Origin of the sequence: Streptomyces sp. NPDC059828, assembly GCF_042731955.1 — a bacterium.
Taxonomy (GTDB): domain Bacteria; phylum Actinomycetota; class Actinomycetes; order Streptomycetales; family Streptomycetaceae; genus Streptomyces.
In genome coordinates, this window is sequence record NZ_JBHWIW010000008.1 from 57,939 (window position 1) to 77,714 (window position 19,776).

Below are 19,776 nucleotides of genomic sequence, written 5' to 3' on the forward strand. Positions count from 1 at the left end.
CGCTCTGCGCTCTCCTCGGGCGTGCGCTATACCTGACACCTCGTGTCCAGTGCGTGTGGTGAAACGACCTTCCGTGCCTGATACGGGGCACAGCCGACTGCCCTCGCGGGCACCCCTGGGGTCGCGACTCCTCCGCCGTGCCACCACGTCTCGGACGCCCAGGATGCCGCAGTCGCCGACCCGCGGCTCGGCACGCGCCGCCCGCAGAGCTTCCTGGCTGGTCCGGAGCCTTCCCAGCCCCGAGGGCGGCCTTCGGACCGGGAGGGCAGCAGAAGGGGACGATCGGGCAGCGCTGATGCCCGGCAGCCTGGTGTCCTGGCGATGCCTCAACTCGTACGGTCCCCTTGTGAGCCTTTGGACTTCCCTGGAACCCGCTTCCACCACCGTGGACCCGGGCGGCACCGCCACCGTGCGGTTGCGGCTGCGCAACACCGGCGACGTCGTCGACGAGTACCGGTTCTTGCCGGTCGGTGACATCGCTCCGTACGCCACGGTGTCACCGCCGACGCTTCGCGTCTATCCAGGTACCACGGGCTCCGTGGAACTCACCTTCGCGCCCCCTCGTACCCCCGACGCCACGGCGGGCCCCAACCCCTACGGCATCCAGATCGTCCCCACCGAGCACCCGGAGGCGACCACAGTCTCCGAGGGCAACCTCACCATCACCCCCTTCACCGAGGTACGGACGGAACTGGTCCCGCGTACCGTCAAGGGGCGCTTCCGTGGCCGCCCGAAGCTCGCCATCGACAACATCGGCAACACCAAGCTGACGGCTTCGGTGAACGGCAGCGACAACGGCGACCAGCTCTCGTACGACATATACCCGGCCAACGTGCAGATCGAGCCGGGCCGGGCCGCCTTCGTCAATGCCACCCTCAGACCGCGGCAGATCACCTGGTTCGGCCGCGAGGAGAACCGGCCATTCAGCCTCGATGTTCAGCGTTCCGGCAAGGAACCCATGGCGGTGGAAGGGACCTATGTGCAGAAGGGACTCCTGCCCCGCTGGCTGGCGACCTTCCTCACCATCCTCCTCGGCCTGGCCATCGCCTTCGTCGCGCTGTGGTTCGCCTTCAAGCCGCAGGTACGGAGCATGGCGACCGAGCGGCTCAAGGAGGCCAAGGCAGCAGCGCTGCCTCCTCCGCCGTCCACACCGGTGGTGCCCCCGTCCCCGTCGGCGTCACCACCTGCCACCGATTCCAAGGGCGGCGGGCAGCCCAAGCCGGAGTCCGGGGGCGGTGGGGGCTCCAAGGAGGAATCCGACGGCCCGCGCGGCCCGCTTCCCTGGCGGCCGGGCGACGGACCCAATCTCTACGTGCAGTTCGCCCAGGCCCGGCTGTCCACCTTCACCGACTCCAACCCCTGCAAGCTCACCGCGCAGTACACGCTGGGAAAGATGGACCGGCCCACCGTGACCGCGCTGAAGTGCTTCCAGAAAGCCAACGACAAGCGCTACGACGGCCTGACCGTCAACAGCGACGGACTGGGCAACCTCGGACGGTCAACGATGACGGCGTTGAAGTTCGCCCACTTCGGTATGGACACCTCCTCCGTCCAGCCAGGGCAGGACAACGCCGACGTGCTCTGGATGACCAGCGCCGTCCTCTGGGCCGACACCGAGGAGTTCAACGACAACAACGCCTTCGGGGTCGGCATGTACACCCGGAGCGACAGCATCTACCTGCTCACCCCCAAATACCGTTCGCACGCCGTGGCCGGGCAGCAACTCTCGGACCTGATCGGCCGCTACCAGCGCGACGTGGGCCTCACAGTCACCGGAAAGGCGAACGCCGAGACCTTCGCGGCGCTGCACGCCGGCCGGGTGAAGAACCAGTACGCCGCGGGGACCGTGACGGCCAAGGACTTCCCGCCGCCGCCCGTTCCAGGAGGCTGACCGGTGCCAAGAGCGGCCGAGTGGCGAGGAGGGTTGCTGAGAACTGCAGCGCGGCCCCGTAATAGGCGGCAGATTGCTGGGAACCCGCATGAGTGAAGCCTTCCGTGACGTGTACGCCTTCGGGAGATGTGCCATGGCCAGTGCCAAGATTCGGTATGTCGATGTGTCCGACGCCGTGCCCCTCGCCGCGGTCCGACGGGACGCTCTCGCGTTCGTGACTGACGCAGCGCGCCTGTTCCGGCGCCGCCTGCGGTCTCAGCTCACAGAGGCTGTCCAGCTTGTCGTGAGCGAACTGGTGAGCAACGCGCGACGCCATGCAGCGGGGCCGTGCAGCCTGCGACTGTCGGCTGACGCATCCGAGGTGGCCATCGAAGTCACTGATGCGAACCCTCTCTTCCCTCGGGGACGTGCTCCTGATCCGACCGGTGTGCGAGGCGGCTGGGGGTGGACCGTGGTCAGCTCGGTGGCTGAGGAGACCCGGGTGTTGCCTGGTCCCGGGCCGGGAAAGCGGGTGTACGCGCGACTTTGCTGGTAGGGGGCACGGAGGAGACTGCCAGCCGTCGCTCGTGATCTGGCCAGGCGGTGCCGCCAACTGGCCACCGGCGTCGTCCGGCAGGCTACGTACCCGCGCCGAGGAGGACGCGGTCTGGCCGGGCAGGGCGGAGATGTGTCACGCTGAAGGGGCTTCCAGCCTGGTCTGGTGGGGTACCCCGCGCCGCCGTGCGGTCACCTTGTGGCCGTCGGACGGTACGGGTGGTCTTGCTCGGCTGTGCGCGGCACCAATGTCGCGCGCCTGACGGCCCCTTCCCTCCGGGAAGCCGACCGTGATGGGCTCTGTCCCGAACGGCGGTCCCGATCGTGCGTGAATTCGATGTGAGCGTCAGCCAGCTTCCCCACCGGATCGTGGTGACTCTCACCGGCGAACTCGACATCGACACCTGCCCGTATGTCACCCGGGCCACCGAACGCCTGGCTCTGCGCGACAACACCCTCACCGTGGACATGTCCGGCGTGTCCTTCATGGACTCCAGCAGCCTCAACATGCTGCTGCGACTACGGCAACGTGCCCAGGCCGAGGGTGGACTCCTGGAGTTGTGCGGCCTGCAGCAGCAGGCCCAGAGAGTCCTGGAAATCACCGGTGCCAACGAACTGTTCCCCGCCGGTCGTGTATGAGCCGCGATGACGAACCCTGACTGAACCACTCCATTGTTTCCGCAGGTCAGATGGCCTTTCTGCGAGCCTCCATGGAGGCTTGAACGTGCTCGGCGACAAGACGTGCCCTACTCCGAGCAATCGTGTCCCGAGCGAAGCCTGCCCGACAAGGCCGCTTGTGTATCCAACAGCCAGCGGGGCAGACGGCCTGTAGGCGTCGAGCGTTCCGCCGACGGCCGGCCGGCAACCATCCGCACGAGCTGGAGGGATGTGCATCCCGTTGATCGTCAGCCAGGTTCCGCTCATCGCCGAAGCCGCCAGTAACCCGGCCCTGGGCGGCATCGGCCCCCTCATCACGGGAATCGTGATCGTAGCCGTACTCATCGGTGTCATCCCCTGGGCCATACACCGCCGCAGGACGCAGCCACGACCGCCGAGGCCGTCCGAGCAACCCAGGCGTCCTGACAGGCGTGCGCGCATCAAGGAGAACCGGGAGCCGGACACCGAGGCATTCCCGGACGACGGCTCTCGCCTGACCCCGCATCAGCTCAAGTCCCACAGCACACACCCAGGGAGCGTCGACCACCCTGAAAGCGAGGACCGGGAGGGGGGATCGCTCCGCGACGACGGCCCTGGGTGCTGACCGCCGGCCGCCGCGTCCATCTCCCCAGGGGGCTTACGTTTCGCGTGCGGTGAACAGGTCGCGGGCGCTGTACAGATCCATTCTCGAAGTCGCGCACGCGGTCCACCAGCCCCGCGCCTGGTGCGAGCAGTTTGTTGGCAGGAGGTGTGTCGGGTGCGGACGGGTGCGGCCTGGTGGGCGCCATGGCCTTGGCCCGGCGGACCTTGTCGCCCAGTTCGTCCAGCGCGTCCGGCGTACAGGCCTGGCGCAGTCGGGGGAACAGCTGCCCCTCCTCATCGCGGACGTGCGTGTCGACGCCCTCCATCAGCTTCTGCAGGGTGGGATGGAACTGCGCGTCGTCCACCCTCAGCTGTTCCAGCTTCTTCATGAGCTTCTCGGCCTCGGCGTGCTCCGCGATCTCCTTGTCCGCAAGCTCATCGCCACCCTCGACGTGCTCGCGAACGGCGGGATAGAGATACTGCTCCTCTGCGACCGAATGCCGCACGAGTTCGATCGTGACCTCATCCACCAGTCCACGCAGCCCGATGTCCCCGGTCGGCAGCGCTTCGATCCGGGAGAACAGCTCCTCCACCTCACGGTGGTCGGCCTCGAGCTCCTCGATCACGTTTCCGCCATGTCCCATGCCGGCTTCCTCTCACATCGACTGCTGTCGGATTGCCCGGCAGCTGGGCGATGGGTTCCCTGCTCGCCCGCCACCGCCTACACCATCCCCGGCACCCCACCCGTTTGGTGGTCGGCCATGCCTTCGCAGGGCTGGACTGCACCATCTGGACAGATGCGGGGCTGGGCGGCAGCAGTGGTCGTCGGCGTCGAGCAACCGCAGCGCGAGCCCCGAGCTGTACGCGGGTCGTGAAACAACCGTTCAGCTTCCCCCAGCCCGGCTCCGGGACGTGCGTCCACCAGGAGGTTCGGTGGGGCGTGCGCTCTGGTGCACGTGTGGGGAACGGGCTTGGGACGTGCCCACCCGTGCCCCGAGAGGCATGCGCGCCGGCGGCCCCGGCCCACGCCTTCAAAATGGTCCCCTCCAGCATGGGCGTCGGACGCTGTGCACCTGTGCCTGCCGACGACGAGATCGAGCGGGCGGCGCAGGTGCTCAACGACGGTAGGAAGGTCGCGGTCCTCATCGGCCAAGGCGCACGCGGAGCCCGCGCCGAAGTCGAGCAGCTTGCCGACGTCCTCGGCGCTGGTGTGGCGAAGGCCTTGCTCGGCAAGGACGTTCTGCCGGACGATCATCCCTACGTCACGGGCGCCATCGGCCTGCTGGGTACACGGCCTTCTTACGAACTGATGCAGGACTGCGAACATGATCGGGCTCCGATACCCGTTCGAGGTGAATCTCGTCGGCGACGCGAGCGAGACCTGAAGCGGCTCCTGACACACCTGGATCGCAAACAGGATCGGTCGTGGCGGGACAAGGTGGATGCGAATGTCGCCCGCTGGTGGGAGGTCATGCAACGACGCGCCGCCGTGGATGCCGACCCCGTCAACCCCGAGTACGTGATTCACGCGCTCGACGAACGGATTCCGATGGACGCCATCATCACCGCGGACTCGGGGTCCGCCGCCGACTGGTACGCCCGGCACCTGCGCCTGCGCGCTGAGATGCGCGGCTCCCTGTCCGGAACACTGGCCACGATGGGCCCAGGTGTGCCGTACGCGACCGGCGCGAAGTTCGCCCATCCCGACCGGCCGGCGATCGCCCTGGTCGGCGACGGAGCGATGCAGATGAACGGCATGATGGAGATGGTCACCGCCCAAGTACTTCTCCCAGTGGCAGGATCCCCGCTTGGTCGTGGCGGTGCTGAACAACGGCGATCTCAATCAGGTCACTTGGGAGATGCGGGCGATGTCCGGTGCCCCCCGGTTCGAGGAGTCCCAGGGCCTCCCAGACCTGCCCTACGCGGAGATCGCCGAGCGCATCGGGCTCCAGGGCGTCCGGGTGGACAAGCCCGAGCAAGTCGGGAGTGCATGGGACCAGGCCCTCGCTGCAACCCGGCGCTTCGTCATCGACTTCCGCACGGACCCGCGGTCCCACCGATCCCGCCTCATACCTCGCTTGACCAAATCGAGGCCGCGACGCGTCGATACTCAAGGGTGACAGCGATCGAACCGCAGTGATCAAGTAGGGTTTCAAGGCCAAGGTGCAGGAAATGCTCCCGGGCCGCCGACATCGCCACGACTGATCAGGGACAGGGGCTGCCGGACCGGCCTTTGAGCACGCAGCGCTCTCACGGCAAGGCACGGCAGCCCACTTCTCCTATGCGCTTGTAGTGGGGGCATCGCCCCGCGAACCCAGGAGACGCCAGGCCGAAGACGCCCTCCCGTCTGGAAGATGCTGGGCGCGAGCGAGGGACAGGGAGGGGGTGCCGCGCGGGCGGCAGCACTTCAGGCCAACCCGTGGAGGGCGACGCGGATGGCATCCGTGCTTGCCCACCTCGCCGGAGCACCTCTGGCAGGGTCTCCGGTCTTTCGCTCACGAGCGCCCCACGATGGAGAGAGGGGTGTGAAGCGGCAGGGTGTTGTGCCAGCCGGCCCGATCGGCGGCCTGGCAAGATGGGGACATGGAACGTGTGCTGGGAATCGGGGGATACTTCATCCGGGCCGCCGACCCGGTGGCCTTGAGTGCGTGGTATCGCGATTGTCTTGGCCTTGACGCTGATGAGAACGGCCTGTGGCGTCCGGAAGCCGGGATGACCGTGTTCGCGACGTTCGAGTCCGAGACCGACTACTTCGGGTCCCGGGCCCAGCAGACCATGCTCAACTTCCGAGTCCGCGACCTGGATGCGATGCTCACGCAGTTGCGTGCCAACGGAGCGGCGGTGGCCGAAGAGACCCAGGACATGGAGGGTGTCGGTCGATTCGGTTGGGTCATCGATCCCGAGGGCAATCGACTTGAGCTGTGGCAGCCAGCCTGACCATGTCATCAGACAGGGAGTGCATGCTGGTGTCCGACCGGGACGTTGAGGTCTGAACCTCAGTCAGGCCCGAGTCAGGCCGTCGCCATGTCTCGCCTGCTGGGCTCTCATGGGAACACCGTCGGCGGCTTGTCATCGAAATTGCGCCGCGACGGGCGCGCCTTGGCGTCTCTGGGCGTCGCCAGCGCCGCTGAGGCGACCGCAGCGTCAGATCAGGCCTCAGCACGGTTGCTGACGCGGGCGCGACACTGTGACGACATCTTCTCGCCGTGAATTCACCTCTCCACTCGAAAGGCGACGCCCATGCCACGCGCGGTCCTGTTCGACGTTGACGGCACCCTGACCGACACCAACCACCTTCACGTCGTCGCCTGGTGGGAGGCATTCAGGCAAGCCGGGCACGGGGTGGCGATGCGGCAGATCCATCGGGCGATCGGACTCAGCGCGGCCGATCTCGTAGCCCATCTGCTGGGCGACGAACGCGACAGCGACGAGGACGAGGCCCTCGCGGCCGCGCACGACACGTTGTACGGCACATGGTTCGACCGACTCCCCGCTCTCGACGGAGCCCAAGACCTCCTGCGGACCCTCGCAGGCCGCGGCTGTCGTATCGTGCTGGCCACCTCGGCCGGGGGAGCGGAACTCAAGGCGCTGCGGCGAGCCATCGACGCGGATGAGGTCATCGCCGGTGTGGCCTCGGCCGATGACGTCGAGGCCGGCAAGCCCGGACCAGAACCGGTACACCAAGCGCTTGAAATCGTCGGAGTGCCCGCTGCCGAGGCAGTCTTTGTAGGGGACACGGTGTGGGACATGAAGGCGGCCTCCGCAGCCGGCGTAAGAGCCGTGGCGCTGCTGTCGGGCGGCATTCCCCGCGCGGATCTCGAAGAAGCCGGAGCAGCTGCCGTCTATGACGATCCGGCAGGCCTCCTGAAGCACCTGGACTCCAGCCTGCTCGGGGCGTAAGAGTGCCGCGCGTGACGCATCGTCTCGGGGCGCGGACGGAGGCGGTGGTATCTCGTCGCGAGGGGATGAACCCGGACCTACCAGCCCGGCCACGGGTTGGCTGAAGCATCGGGTCCGCGACACCGCGGGGGATCGTCACGGCCGTCACCGGCATCGCGGCCCACCCGCGCACGGCCTGCCGGGCCCTACGGCGAACACCGCGACCTGCCTTTGGCCGCCCGCTCACCAGCTGCGCGCCGAGGCCGTCGGCCTTGGACTTCGTGCCGGTCGCGGCCTTCGGTGGTCGCCGAGCCGGCGACCACCGCCGTTGACCACAGCCGATGACGCCACGTTGGCCGGGCATCCCGGGTCGGTGCTGGCTTCGCCGCCGACGACGTCCCGCCGTAGTGCCGTGCCGCACCAAGGGGAGCGCGCTCCCTCAACGCCGGTGCGGGCGGCTATTCACCCATCCAGCCGTCTGCCATGGGTACGGCCGGTGCTGGGTTTTTGCTGGCTGGACCCCGGTCGCCCCCTAGGAGCGCGTTCTGGCACGGCATGCGAGCGGCGGCGCGCGGTGCTTCGCTGAGGACGCCCGCTCTCCCCTATCACGAAGGAGTGATCATGAGCGTTTCAGGTGAGCCTCGCGACCCGAGTCAGCAGATGCGGCAGAAGGTCAAGGAGATGGAGCAAGCCGCCGAACGTGCCCAGGACCCCCAGGAGCGCGAGCGGCTGAAGGACAAGGCCCGTCAGCTTCGCGAGCAGATTCAGCAGCGCGGCAACGCCGGCGGAGACGACCTCGGTCCTATGTGACCGTCGGTCCTCGAACGCAGCGCATGGGCTCCTGATCGACGGAGCCCGGCAGGTGTGTGGGCTGGTGCCGCGGCATCAGCCCACACACCCCCGCGCTTCGGCGTCGCCGGGCCGGCTGGCAGGTGAAATGAACCGCAACCGTTCCACCGCAGCGGTGTGATCAGTGTTACGCCCTCATCGTCGAGGGCGAGGCGCTGTGCACGCACGTCCCGGACGCGTCGTTCATCGATCCCGACGATCCCCACCGCGATGGAGACAGACCGCTTGTGGCCTGCTCACCCGAGCACCTCGCCGAGCTCGTGAAGACGGCAGGCGCCCGCCCTTTCCTGGAGGCGGAGCTGTGGGCGGGCAAGATCGACCGCGTTCTCGCCGCTCACCCGCAGGGCCTGAGCCTGTATGCGCTCGCCCTGAAGACCGGACTCACGCAGGATCAGATCGCGCAGGCTGCGCTATGGTCCGGCCGTTCCGTGCACTCCCTGGGCAGCCAATCCTGATGGGCCCGGTGAGCAGCTCCAGGTCAGACGGCCCGGCCAACGCCAGCGAACCATGGCGCAACGCCGTGTGCGAACCCGGCCCGCGCTCATCGACGTTCCCGGCGGTGCCTCCGGAACCGCGCCGGGTCACGGCCCACAGCACAGCAACCAAGCTCATCGTTCATTGTTCCCCCGGAGCCGAGCCCGGTGGCGAGCGCCTGCTCGTGTCGTTGGGGACCGTGCCGATCTCACCGTTGGTGCTGATCTTCGGCAGTCTGACGAGAGGCCAGCGGCCTTCGCCGTTCGCCGCAGGCCATGGTGGTGCCCGGCAGGACAGCGCCCCGCCGCCACGCGTCCAGCGACGGGCGAGCGGTCCATAAGCGTTCAGGGGCGAAGCGGCGAGTCTTCCTCGTCCCAGGTCCGGGTGTCCCGGGGTTGTGTATACGGCTCGACGCCGGGCGGGTGCCCGCCGGCGATGGCCCGTTGTCGTACAGCCTCGGCATCGAACTCCAGGCCGAGGAGGATGGCCAGGTTGCTGATCCACAACCAGATCAGGAAGACGATGATTCCAGCCATAGTGCCGTACGTCTTGTTGTAGGAGCCGAAGTTCGCGACGTAGACAGCGAAGCCGGCCGAAGCCGTCATCCAGATCATCAGGGCCAGGAAACTGCCCGGGGTGATCCAGCGAATTCCCTTCACCTTGGCATTCGGGCTCGCCCAGTACAGGATCGCGATCATTGCGGTTGCCAGGATGACCAGGACGGGCCATTTCGCGATGGACCACACCATCAGTGCTGTGTCCCCGAAACCGAGCGCGTCCCCGGCTCGGCGGGCAATGCTGCCGGTGAAGACCACGATCAGCGCGCTGATCACGGCGAGAGTCATGAGGACGACCGTCAGACCGACTCGCAACGGCAGAAGCTTCCATACCGGGCGACCTTCAGGCATGTCGTAGACGGCGTTCGCCGCGCGGATGAACGCCGCGACATAGCCAGAGGCCGCCCATACCGCCAGCACCACACCGAGCACCGCCATCAGCGATCCCACCCCGGCGCTTCCCCGCAGCTGCTCCACGGCCCCGGTGATGACGTCGCGGGCCGTGCCCGGTGCGAGCCGGCTGAGGGTGTTCACCACCTCGTCGGCGGCCGAGCTACCTGCCATGCCCAGCAACGAGATCAACACGAGCAGAGCGGGGAAGAGCGACAGCACGCCGTAGTACGTCAGCGCCGCCGCCCGGTCAGTCAGCTCATCGTTCTTGAATTCGCGCAGACTTCCCCGCAGTATTCGCCCCCATGCGCCTTTGGGCAGCTGGGCCGGAGTGTCGGGTGCCGCCCGCTCGACCCGAGGATCTGGACCTGCCTGCTCGGGCGCCGGTACCTCCGCTGCGCCGCTCCGCCGGGTAAGTCCGGGAATATGCAGCTTCTCCATGAAAGGCGGATACCCCGGCTGAGGGATTTACTCTTCGCACGACGGGAGCTCTCCCGTCTTGCCCCTGCACCGGATATGTCGGACCAGGTTCGCGTGATAACGGAATGTGAGGCGGGTGGGGGGCTGGCGCACGCGTGCGGCTGGATCGTCCCCTCACGATGCTCCAGGCCGGCCGGCACACCGACCAGGTGGCGCAGACGTTCTCGGTGGTGGAGAAGGCAGCGCAACGAAGCAAGGTGCGGCTGGTCGCTGCGGTCGCGCTGGTAGCACGAGTGATCCGCTGCACGCCGGTCTGTCGCGGTATGTCTGGTCGTTCGCTGGCTGTATGAGGCGGGGGAGCTGCGGGTGGAGTTGGAGGCGTGCGCGTCCGGGCGTGCGCGTCCGCCGCGGAGCCGGCCGTGGGCACGCTGGTCCTTCGGCTCGGGCATCGTGCTTGATCATGGCCTCTCCGCAGGGAGCAGCGCTTGCGGCGGGAGCTGGACACCTTGTCGGCGCTTGCCTGCTCAGGCCGGGTTCCGGGGACGATCGCCGAGCGGCCTCACCGATTGCGTGGAGCTGCGCAGCCGCACCCCGGGTCGTTGTCCGACGTCCCGGATGGCCGATCGGGAGAAGGGGGATCGGCCGTGCCGCGTTGCGTTCGGCCGTGGCTGCGGGAACCTCGGGAGTGGTGAGACTTCCGGGAGGCTGGTGTGGAGCGACAGTGGAGCGGGCTGGCCGAGGTTCTTTCTGCGGCCGAGGACGCGGCGCCGGTGGAGTTCCTGGATGTGGTCGCGCGTAATCTGCGTCACCGGTTCGGCGCCCGCTACGTCTCGTTCCTGTTCGTCGACATCATCGGCCAGAAGGCGGTGCGGGTCAGCGAGGAAACTGACACGCAGCGAGGCCTCCATGCCGATCAGATCCCCCTGGCCGGCAGCGTCTACGAGGAAGTGCTGCGCAGCCAGCGCTTGGTGCAGGCGACGGACGGAGGGCAGGGCCAGCGGGTGGTTCTCCCGGTCACGAACCGGGGCGACACCCTTGGGGTACTGGAGCTGACTCTTCCCCACGTGAACGCGGAGGTTCTGGAACAGGTCGAGGAAGCCGCGCATGCGCTGGCGTACATCGTCATCGCCGGCCGTCGCTTCACCGACCTCTACCACTGGGGCAGGCGTACGACGCCGCTGACACTGGCGGCCGAGATCCAGAGTCAGCTGCTGCCCTCCGCCCCATGCTGCGAGGCGGCCCAGTTCACTCTCGCCGGAGCCGTGGTACCGGCCTCCTCCATCGCCGGCGACACGTACGACTACACCCTTGAGTACGACACTCTGCATTTGTCCATCACCGACGCCATGGGACACGACGTGAATGCTGCGGTCCTGGCCACCCTTCTGGTCAACGCTTCCCGTGGTGCCCGCCGCGACGGATGCGACCTGGCAGAACAGGCCCGCCGGATCCACCAGGTTCTTCTCGACCACAGCCACGGCGCCCTGGCCACCGGGCAGCTCCTGCGTATCGCCCTGGACGGCAGTGGCGCGCAACTGGTCAACGCCGGCCACCTCTGGCCGCTGTGTCTGCGCGACGGCAGCGTGGAAGAGGTCCGCTTGGACGTCCACCTGCCCTTCGGAGTCCCCTCACCCGAGCCATTCCGCGTCCAGCCTCTCGACCTGCGACCTGGGGACCGCCTCGTCCTCTACACCGATGGGATGCAGGAACGCCAAGCAGAAGGCGTCGATCTGCCCGCCCTCATCCGCGACACCGCCACCGAGCACCCGCGGGAGGTCGTGCAGGCCCTCACCGCAGCGGTGACCACCGCCTGCGAAGGCCACCTCCATGACGACGCCAGTGTCCTGTGCCTGGACTGGCACGGAACAGACACAGGCGGCCGTCACACGCACGCCGGAGCCGACGAAACCCGCTGACCGTGTGACGAGCCCTGGAGGCGGGGCAGTCTCCGGCCTGTGACGCCTGGCTGTCCGGAGTCATGGCGTGCAGGCGAGGAGGCCATCTCCGCTCGGTGGCGTCGTGGCGCAGACACAGCAACTGTTTGTACGCCCCCGCAAGCGGGCGGCGCGTGGGACTGACGCGCTCCCCGCCGCGGCGGGTACCCAGCGACTGCGGCGCAGCCACTTGTGAGTGGGAGGTCGCGAAATGCCCATCGTGGCTGCGGATCCCGCGTGGGTGAAGTCCATCGGGGGATCCGCATCCGAGGACCTGGCCGGATCGCTCGCCGGGTGATGCTGATCCGCTGGCGGAGCGTGCCGTCCTCGTGGCTCGGTTGCTCAGCGGGCGCTGCCGATGTTGCGGTCTGCGTCCGAGCCCTTGAGCATCAGGGTGGTCTCCTCGATGCGGTCGAAGCGTCCGTCGGGCGCAAGGTCGGCGAAGACGTAGACCTCCATGGTGACGGTGGAGCCGTCCTTCTTGGTGATGTGGCAGGTGTGGCGGTCGGCGTATTTGTCGCCGTCGTAGAGCTCGTCGTGGACTTCGACCTCGCCATCGGCGACGAGCGTGCGCAGGTGGGCGATGTGGTCGAGGAACTCGATGCGGTCGGCCCACTGGCCGTCCGTGCGCTGGCGGTAGTCGGGGGTGAAGTGGCGGTCTGCGGCCTCGGCCAGCGTGATGTCGTGGTTGAAGAGCAGGTCGTTGAGGGCGGCTTCGATGCCGGTGCGGGTCATCGGGTCTCCTTGGGGAGGTGAGGTGATCCGGGAGGACCGGATGGGGCATTGATCGGAGTTCGCCGGTGATGTCCGGCTTCCTCAGCGGGTGATGGCGAACGTGTTGTCGAGCCAGTCGAAGACGCGGGCGAGGGAGAGGCGCATGGCGCCGGGGTGGCAGTGAGCACCGGCTCCTTCCTCCGCGGTGAACAGCATCAGAGTCCTGGGGCAGGTGAGGTGGTTGTAGAGCTGTTCGGGCTGGCCCTTGAAGAATTCGTCCTCCGCGGCGTCGCAGACGAGGGTGGGGCACTGGATGCGTTCGGCGATGCCGTCCTGGACGGTGTAGTCGAGGTAGGAGGCGCTGAAGGCGCGGGGTGTGTCGACGCCCATGACGTACATGCCGTGGTTGATGGCCCACCGTGCGGTCGCGTCCTGGGCCATGATCTGTTCGAAGCGGGCGTCGAGTTCGGGGGCGGAGTCCGCGTGCAGGAGCCGTTCGGCCTCTTCGCGGTCGCCGGGGATGTTCCGGGTGGCTATCGAGCCGAGGTCGTAGACGCCGTCGACGGCCACGAGTGCGGCGAGGCGGTGTTCGAAGGCGGCGGCTCTGGGGGCGAGGACGCCACCCATGCTGGAGCCGAGCAGGGCGATGCGGCTGTTGTCGACCTCAGGCAGGCTTTCCGCGAAGTCGACGACGGGGGTGATGACGTTCTCCCAGTCGGGACGGAAGACCAGGCCCTGGTGGTGGCGTGGTCCGGGCTGTCCGGGGCCGTCGAAGGTCAGCACGGTGTAGCCGCGTTCGACGGCCGCCAGGGCGCCGCTGAAGTGGAGTTCTTCGGCGGTGCCGTCGAAGCCGCTGTGCATGATCAGCGTCGGCCTGGGCGTGCCGGTGGTGTCGGCCCGGTAGAGGTAGCCGGGCAGGGTGGTGTCCTCGTACGGGATGCGGACCGGTTCGATGCGCGGGGTGTGCAGCGCGGCGGCGGCCTGGAAGCAGGCCACGCTGCGGTCGTAGGCGTGGTCGTGGCGAGGGTCGCACGGGTGGCCGTGCAGGAAGAACTCGGCCGACCGGTAGTAGTTCGATGCGCGCAGGAACCCGTCCCGGGCGCTGACCGTGTGACCGGCGTCCAGGGCCTTCTGGGCCTCGCCGGCCACGCGGTCGGCGGTGGCAAGCCACTCGTCGTGCCAGCTGTCGTAGTCGCCCTCGACGATCCGCTCGCTCGTGGACACCACCTCGCCGAAGTCGGCGCCGCCGTAGGCGATGTGGCTCATCGACCGCAGGGTCTCGTACCAGAACTGGGGGTTGTCGGGGAAAAGCAGCTGCTTCATCACACTCTCCTTAAGCACAGATCTGTGCGTACGGATGGACTGTAGACGACCAGGGCATCGTGAAGCAAATATTTGTGCTTACGATGGGGGTATGAGCCCGAACGAGCCGACCCCGCGCACCCGCCGACGCCCCGAAGAGGTCCGCGCAGCCGTCCATCAGGCGGTCATCGACCTGCTGTCCGACCCCGAGGGCGCGGACCTCACCATCCCCGCGATCGCGCAACGCGCCGGCGTGAACCACACCAGCGTCTACCGGCGCTGGGGCAGTCGTGAGGCACTCCTGGCCGACGTGGTCATCACCCGACTCGAGCGGGACTGGCCACTGGTGGACACCGGCACCCTGCGCGGCGACCTCACCGCATGGGCGGAAGCAGGGGTCGCGAGCATCCGAAAGCCCGAAGGCCGGCTCCTCGTGAGGGCGGTCGCCCTGTCGATGCCGGGCAGTGCCCAGGCTCAGGAGGAGCGCGCTCAGCACTTCGAACGCCGAATCCACGCCATCGAGCGCATCCGCGAGCGGGCCGCGTCCCGCGGTGAAAACCCCCCGCCTCTCGAACGGATCCTCGACCAGCTCATCGCACCGCTGTATCTACGAGCGATCTTCGGCATCGACCCCCCGGCCACCGGCTACGCGGAACTCCTGGTGGAACGGCTGCTCGGCAACGCGGGCAACGCGGGCAACGCGGCGACGGCCTGAGCACGGGTCACCTGAATCCGGTGAATCCGGGTCCCGGACAGCCTGTCCGCAGGTCCCAGTGTTCTGATGGCAGGTCACCGATCACCCGCGTGAACAAAGCTGCGGGTCAATGCACCGGGCATCGGTACGGGGCCTCACTTGGCGGCCCCGGCGGCGTCATCCCCGAGGGTTGGCATTTACCCTGGCCACGAGCCGGATGTACGGTTTCGAGAACCGAGAAGGTTCCGCAGCGCATGCGGTGGCAGGTGCCCGGGGAGAGTGGGAGGCGGCCTTGCCCGAAGCGGTGCCGGCTCGTCTGGTTCGTTACGGCGTGTTGGTGAAGGAGCGCCGGTAGGAGCGGGGTGGCACTCCCCGGCGGCGGACGAACTGTTCTCGCAGGACGGCCGCGCTTCCGTATCCGACGCGGTGGGCGATCTCCTCGATGGGCAGGTCCGTGGTCTCCAGGAGTTCTTCGGCTCTGCTCAGGCGCAGGCTCCGCAGCCAGGCGTGGGGGGTGGTGCCGGTCGCGGCGGTGAAGCGGCGGGTGAAGGAGCGTTTGCTCGTCAGGGCACGCCGGGCCAATTCCGCGACGGGAAGCGGTTCGTGGAGGTTCTGGCGGGCCCACGCGAGTACCTCGGCGAGACGCTCGTCGGCGCAGCCTTCGGGGACGGGGGCGGCCAGGTACTGTGCCTGCCCGCCGTCGCGGTGGGAGGGCAGGACTACGTCCCGGGCAACGGCGTTGGCCATCGCGGCTCCGTATTCCCGCCTCAACAGGTGCAGGCAGAGATCGAAGCCCGCGGCGGCTCCGGCGCCCGTGATGATGCGTCCTTCGTCGATGTAGAGGGCGTCGGGTTCGACGGTGACCTTGGGGTGGCGGCGGGCGAGGAGTTCGGCGAACCGCCAGTGGGTGGTGGCTCGCCGATCGTCGAGCAGTCCGGCGGCGGCGAGCGCGAATGCACCGACGCAGTGGGCCGCGACCAGTGAGCCGCGCTCGTGTGCGGTCGACAGTGCATCGAGTACGGCGGGAGCGGGTGGTGTGCGGAAGCCGGCCCATGGCAGGGCGATCACCAGATCGGCCGAGGCGAGCCGCTCCAAGCCGTGCGTGATGGTGAGCGGCACCCCGAGGTCGGTGGGGACCGGCCCGGGCCGGTCGGTGCACAGCGCGAAGTCGAAGCCGGGCAGTGTCTCGCCGTGGGGGCCGAAGACCTCGGCGACGATACCGACGGCGAGCATGCCGACTCCGGGCGGGGCGTACGCGGCGACGGAGATGAAGGGTGGCACCTGCGCAGTGTGGCACTAAACCTGCGATCAGTGGCATCTGTGCCACTCGTGAACGACCGGCCTGCGCGGAAGGATTGAGGCCATGACAGACGCACCGCTCGGCCGCAGCGCCGTGTACACGATCCTGACCACCGGCTACGTCGGCTCCACCGGCCCCGGAGTCGCCGCCACCGTCTCGTACATATCCGACGCCGACCGGCATGTGATCTTCGACCCGGGCATGGTGGCGAGCCGTGACCGTATCCTCGCCCCGCTCGCCGAGTTGGGGCTCGGTCCCAACGACATCACCGACGTCGTGCTCAGCCACCACCACCCGGACAACACCATGAACGTGGGCCTGTTCGGACGGGCCCGGGTGCACGATCACAAGGTGGAGTACCGCGGCGATCAGTGGAGGAACCGGGACGCGGAGGGCTACGAACTCACTCCGTCGCTCAGGCTGATCCGCACCCCGGGCCACAGCGCCGAGGACATCACCCTGCTGGCGGGCACGGATTCGGGCGTGGTCGCCTTCGCCGGTGACCTGTGGTGGCACGCGGACGGCCCGGCGGACGATCCGGTCGCCCCCGACCGTGAGGTGTTGCGTGCCTCCCGGCTCCGGGTGCTGACAGCCGCGGACCTGATCGTGCCCGGCCACGGCGGCCCGTTCAAGGCCGACGACACCACGCCACGCTAGCCGGACGCGGGCGCGCGACGGGCGGACGCGCTGCCGGTGCACCCGCTGATTTTCGAACGAGGGAATCGATGGGGTTACGGCGACGGCGTGCACGGAGCCCGGCAAGAGGCCCCCTGTGCATCCGCCTCGCCGCTTCCGGGGCCAATGCCCCCTTGAGGACGGCCGAGAGGCATGGGTCCGTCCCCGCCTGGTGGCGGATGAGCAGCGGGAGGTGCCACCTGGGCCGCCCGTCAGTTGTGGCATGCCTCGCGGGCGTGCCCGAAGCCGATGCCCCGGGTGGTCAGGTCCGTGAGAAGCCGGGCACAAGGGCGTAGACGTGTCGCTCGCGGACCATCCGCGGGGCACCTCGCCCCAGAGGGGGGCCGATGACCGCCAAGTCGGCCGCGGCCCCTTGGCATCGGTGAGGAGCGCCCCGTCCAGTGAGGGCCACTGGGCGCCATCGGCACCGCCCACGCGGCTTCTGGCTGCGCGCGATTGCCGGGCCGGGGACAATGGTGCCGTTGTCGTGGCGACGGTTGATGCTGGGGGAGAGATGGCGGAAGCGCTTCAATGGCCGATGTCGTCCGTCGCCACACCGCGGGCGCGGGTGAGCTTCGACGGCACGACGGTCACCGTCTGCCGCCGACACCTGCCCGGGCTGCGGTGGCGTCCGCCTGTCGCGTATTCGATGGCGCGCGTGCTGGGCGCCGAGTTGGTCTGGCTGGGCGGGGAAGGGGAGCGGCGCCGGTTCGACCTCTACCTCGCCCGGTCGCCGACTCTGCGGATACCGATCACCGTCGGCCGGAACCCCCACCGAGGGGTGGGCCTCTCCAGAAAGCAGCGGTGGGACGCACTGACCGCGGCCATCAACGCAGCTGCCGGGCACCGGGTACGCCGGGTGCTCGATGCCACGCTCGGCCTCGGCCCCTGGTCCGAAGACACCTGGCGGCAGGCGGAGGCTCTGGCGCCGGAGCTGAGCGTGTTCGGCGAACGGGGCACACCCATGTCGGGTCGCGCGCCGCAGTCACACCGCGACGTGATCGAGCGGGCTCTGCTCGCGCCCCTGCGCAGCCCCGGGACCGTCGTCGACTCGATCCCGGTACCGGTGGGGACATGGAGCGGGTTCCTCGCTGACCGCTCCGCGCACGACCGGGAGCAGGCCGAGGCCTGGCACCACCTCATCGCCGGACTGGCGAACCAGCCGGGAGCGCTCCCGATGATCGGCGACGCCTGACCGTCCCGGACCTGCGGACACGACGGCGCCTCGTCACCTGCTGGGCCATCGATCAATCCTGTCCACGACCTGTCCGCCGGCCTGCCGCGCCAGAGAGGGATGCGCTCTTCCCGCGGTGCGGCGCGCCGACGTCGACGCCGACAACGCCAAGCACGCACCAGCGACTGACAACGACGTGACCACATCCCACCAGAAGCCGCCCGACCGTCACAGCAGGCACCGGTCCACCGCTAAATGGCCACCACGCAGTCGTAGGAGCTGTGGTGGCCCAGCACGCTGACGATCCCGGCAGTGCCGTCGCCGAAGAACCTGGAGACCACGCCTGCCGGACGGCCACCGAACAACAACGGCGCGAGCACTGGTGCGACGTGGGCGAGCTGCGGCTCGTCCGCGCCATCGGCGATCATGGCCACCTCGCAGGTGCGCGCAGCCACGAATTCCTGCACCACACTGGTGCCGGTCGAGGCAGCGCTGGTGACGGCTGACTCCCATTCCGCCTGGGCGGTGTCCCTGCCGATGACGACCTGTTCCCCGCTCATACCGATGCTCTCCTTGAGCACGAGCGACTCGCGGTTGTCCACCGCGAAGCGGACGAGGTCCACCTTCTTCCCGTCCCGGGTCGTCCACCGGTGGGAGAGGATCCGGGTCCACGGTAGGTAGGTGTCGACCAAGGTGCGTTCGGCGGCGCTCATCCAGGGCCGCCCCTCGGAGAGCATGCCCATGGTCAGCTTGCTGGACAGGAAGGTGGAGGTCTGGGTGCCGACCAGCAGGCAGCCGCCGTCCAGTGCGGCCTGGACCGGTGCGGTGTCGATGCCGAGCCCGGCCCAGTCCGGGATGGTGAAGTCCCTCAGGCCCAGCGGGTAGCGCAGATGGGGCGGGCAGTCCCAGGCCTGGTGCAATTCCTCGGGTTCGAAGAAGTGCGCGGTCAGGCCATGGCTGTTGAGGTAGTCCTCCTGCATCCGGAAGTACCGGGTGAACCCGCCTTGGTCGCGTGCGCTGCCCAGCAGGGCCACCCGGGGGGCCACGCCGAGCTCCTCGCTCAGGTCTCGGAACATCCGGGTACGGACGGCGAACGGCTCCTGGTAGCCGAAAGGCAGCCGGCCCTGGTCGTCGGCGTAGAGCTTGCGCCACGTCTCCAGGCGGCAGTGCGCCTCCACCGGCCCTCCGAGTCCGCCGCTGACGTTGAACTCCAGGAACTGCGGCCCGCTCGGGCCGATGACGATGTCCGGTCGGGCCACACAGGTCGCGAACCGCTCCTCGAGGAACTGGTCGTTCAGGAAGAGCTGGTGCTCGTTCGCCGGCATCCGATACGCCGCGAGCCTGCCTGCGGTGGTGGGGGCGGTCTCCAGAGCGGTGCGCCGCACCAGGTCGAGCATTGCGTTGCTGACCCGGAACAACTCGGCGTAGGACGCGCGTGGCAGCGCAATCGGCGCAGCGGGCAGCAGTGACTGGCTGTGGCAGCCGGTGTCCCGAATCTCGGTACGCAGCATGTCCCGGATCGTGTGCGCCGGTGCCGCGGGCGGCGCCAGCCGGTGCTGGCCGAACCACGGGTGTCCTGAGGGCTTTTGCCGACTGACCTCTTGGATCGGACTCATACGCTTTGGTTGCCTTTCGCTTCGTGCGGCTGTGCGTGCTTCTTGCTCTTCGGCTCGTGCTCGTGGACCCGCTGCTGGGTGGGGCGAGAAGGGGGCACGTCATGGGGGGCTGGACGCGGTTTGATCCAGCGGTG

The 19,776-nt window shown here is 68.5% G+C and carries 17 protein-coding genes and 2 pseudogenes; 13 read left to right on the top strand and 6 right to left on the bottom strand.

Going from position 1 to position 19,776, the window contains the following annotated elements:
• Positions 1-346: 346 nt before the first annotated feature.
• From ACFV6V_RS07290 to ACFV6V_RS07305, 4 genes are all read left to right on the top strand, one after another.
• Positions 347-1,891, top strand: coding sequence for a peptidoglycan-binding protein (locus ACFV6V_RS07290; protein ID WP_385560369.1), 1,545 nt, complete (start codon positions 347-349; stop codon positions 1,889-1,891).
• A 133-nt stretch (positions 1,892-2,024) separates the two neighbouring features.
• On the top strand, positions 2,025-2,426 hold the full coding sequence (locus ACFV6V_RS07295) for an ATP-binding protein (protein ID WP_385560371.1): 402 nt from the start codon (positions 2,025-2,027) through the stop codon (positions 2,424-2,426).
• A gap of 323 nt (positions 2,427-2,749) precedes the next feature.
• Positions 2,750-3,064, top strand: a complete 315-nt coding sequence (locus tag ACFV6V_RS07300; RefSeq protein ID WP_385560374.1) for an STAS domain-containing protein — start codon at positions 2,750-2,752, stop codon at positions 3,062-3,064.
• A gap of 247 nt (positions 3,065-3,311) precedes the next feature.
• Entirely contained in the window at positions 3,312-3,686 is a 375-nt protein-coding gene (locus tag ACFV6V_RS07305) for a DUF6479 family protein (RefSeq protein ID WP_385560377.1), read from the top strand.
• Between the two features lie 76 nt (positions 3,687-3,762).
• On the opposite strand, the pseudogene ACFV6V_RS07310 reads toward ACFV6V_RS07305, so the two are convergent.
• A pseudogene (locus tag ACFV6V_RS07310) lies at positions 3,763-4,308 on the bottom strand (hemerythrin domain-containing protein); the annotation flags it as partial.
• Between the two features lie 374 nt (positions 4,309-4,682).
• Between ACFV6V_RS07310 and ACFV6V_RS07315 the strand changes: the two are divergent.
• From ACFV6V_RS07315 to ACFV6V_RS07335, 5 genes and pseudogenes are all read left to right on the top strand, one after another.
• Positions 4,683-5,812 (top strand): annotated as a pseudogene (locus tag ACFV6V_RS07315) (thiamine pyrophosphate-dependent enzyme); the annotation flags it as partial.
• Positions 5,813-6,247: 435 nt separating this feature from the next.
• Complete coding sequence (locus tag ACFV6V_RS07320) at positions 6,248-6,601, top strand: VOC family protein (RefSeq protein WP_385560380.1); 354 nt, start codon at positions 6,248-6,250, stop codon at positions 6,599-6,601.
• A 303-nt stretch (positions 6,602-6,904) separates the two neighbouring features.
• The gene (locus ACFV6V_RS07325) at positions 6,905-7,564 is read left to right on the top strand and encodes an HAD family hydrolase (RefSeq protein WP_385560383.1); all 660 of its coding nucleotides are present in this window, start codon (positions 6,905-6,907) and stop codon (positions 7,562-7,564) included.
• Between the two features lie 600 nt (positions 7,565-8,164).
• Complete coding sequence (locus ACFV6V_RS07330) at positions 8,165-8,353, top strand: DUF6381 family protein (RefSeq protein WP_385560385.1); 189 nt, start codon at positions 8,165-8,167, stop codon at positions 8,351-8,353.
• A gap of 266 nt (positions 8,354-8,619) precedes the next feature.
• Positions 8,620-8,847 carry a hypothetical protein gene (locus tag ACFV6V_RS07335; RefSeq protein ID WP_385560388.1) on the top strand — a complete coding sequence of 76 codons (228 nt, stop codon included), beginning with the start codon at positions 8,620-8,622 and terminating at the stop codon, positions 8,845-8,847.
• 363 nt (positions 8,848-9,210) lie between these two features.
• Here ACFV6V_RS07335 and ACFV6V_RS07340 read toward each other — a convergent pair whose 3' ends face one another.
• The gene (locus ACFV6V_RS07340) at positions 9,211-10,254 is read right to left on the bottom strand and encodes a YihY/virulence factor BrkB family protein (RefSeq protein WP_385560391.1); all 1,044 of its coding nucleotides are present in this window, start codon (positions 10,252-10,254) and stop codon (positions 9,211-9,213) included.
• 689 nt (positions 10,255-10,943) lie between these two features.
• On the opposite strand from ACFV6V_RS07340, the gene ACFV6V_RS07345 reads away from it, so the two are divergent.
• Complete coding sequence (locus tag ACFV6V_RS07345; RefSeq protein WP_385560394.1) at positions 10,944-12,149, top strand: PP2C family protein-serine/threonine phosphatase; 1,206 nt, start codon at positions 10,944-10,946, stop codon at positions 12,147-12,149.
• A gap of 360 nt (positions 12,150-12,509) precedes the next feature.
• On the opposite strand, the gene ACFV6V_RS07350 is transcribed toward ACFV6V_RS07345, so the two are convergent.
• Complete coding sequence (locus ACFV6V_RS07350) at positions 12,510-12,902, bottom strand: nuclear transport factor 2 family protein (RefSeq protein ID WP_385560397.1); 393 nt, start codon at positions 12,900-12,902, stop codon at positions 12,510-12,512.
• An 81-nt stretch (positions 12,903-12,983) separates the two neighbouring features.
• Positions 12,984-14,204 carry an alpha/beta hydrolase family protein gene (locus ACFV6V_RS07355; protein ID WP_385560400.1) on the bottom strand — a complete coding sequence of 407 codons (1,221 nt, stop codon included), beginning with the start codon at positions 14,202-14,204 and terminating at the stop codon, positions 12,984-12,986.
• Between the two features lie 91 nt (positions 14,205-14,295).
• Between ACFV6V_RS07355 and ACFV6V_RS07360 the strand changes: the two genes are divergently transcribed.
• Positions 14,296-14,898 (top strand): TetR/AcrR family transcriptional regulator, encoded by a 603-nt coding sequence (locus ACFV6V_RS07360; RefSeq protein ID WP_385560404.1) that lies wholly within the window; start codon positions 14,296-14,298, stop codon positions 14,896-14,898.
• 303 nt (positions 14,899-15,201) lie between these two features.
• Here the strand turns inward: ACFV6V_RS07360 and ACFV6V_RS07365 are convergent, their stop codons facing one another.
• Positions 15,202-16,110: a GlxA family transcriptional regulator gene (locus ACFV6V_RS07365; protein WP_385560623.1), complete on the bottom strand. Its 909-nt coding sequence runs from the start codon at positions 16,108-16,110 to the stop codon at positions 15,202-15,204.
• 130 nt (positions 16,111-16,240) lie between these two features.
• Between ACFV6V_RS07365 and ACFV6V_RS07370 the strand changes: the two genes are divergently transcribed.
• Positions 16,241-16,834 carry an MBL fold metallo-hydrolase gene (locus ACFV6V_RS07370; RefSeq protein WP_385560407.1) on the top strand — a complete coding sequence of 198 codons (594 nt, stop codon included), beginning with the start codon at positions 16,241-16,243 and terminating at the stop codon, positions 16,832-16,834.
• Between the two features lie 532 nt (positions 16,835-17,366).
• The gene (locus tag ACFV6V_RS07375) at positions 17,367-18,047 is read left to right on the top strand and encodes a hypothetical protein (protein ID WP_385560410.1); all 681 of its coding nucleotides are present in this window, start codon (positions 17,367-17,369) and stop codon (positions 18,045-18,047) included.
• Between the two features lie 230 nt (positions 18,048-18,277).
• Here ACFV6V_RS07375 and ACFV6V_RS07380 read toward each other — a convergent pair whose 3' ends face one another.
• Positions 18,278-19,642 carry a hypothetical protein gene (locus ACFV6V_RS07380; RefSeq protein WP_385560413.1) on the bottom strand — a complete coding sequence of 455 codons (1,365 nt, stop codon included), beginning with the start codon at positions 19,640-19,642 and terminating at the stop codon, positions 18,278-18,280.
• Positions 19,643-19,776 lie beyond the last annotated feature (134 nt).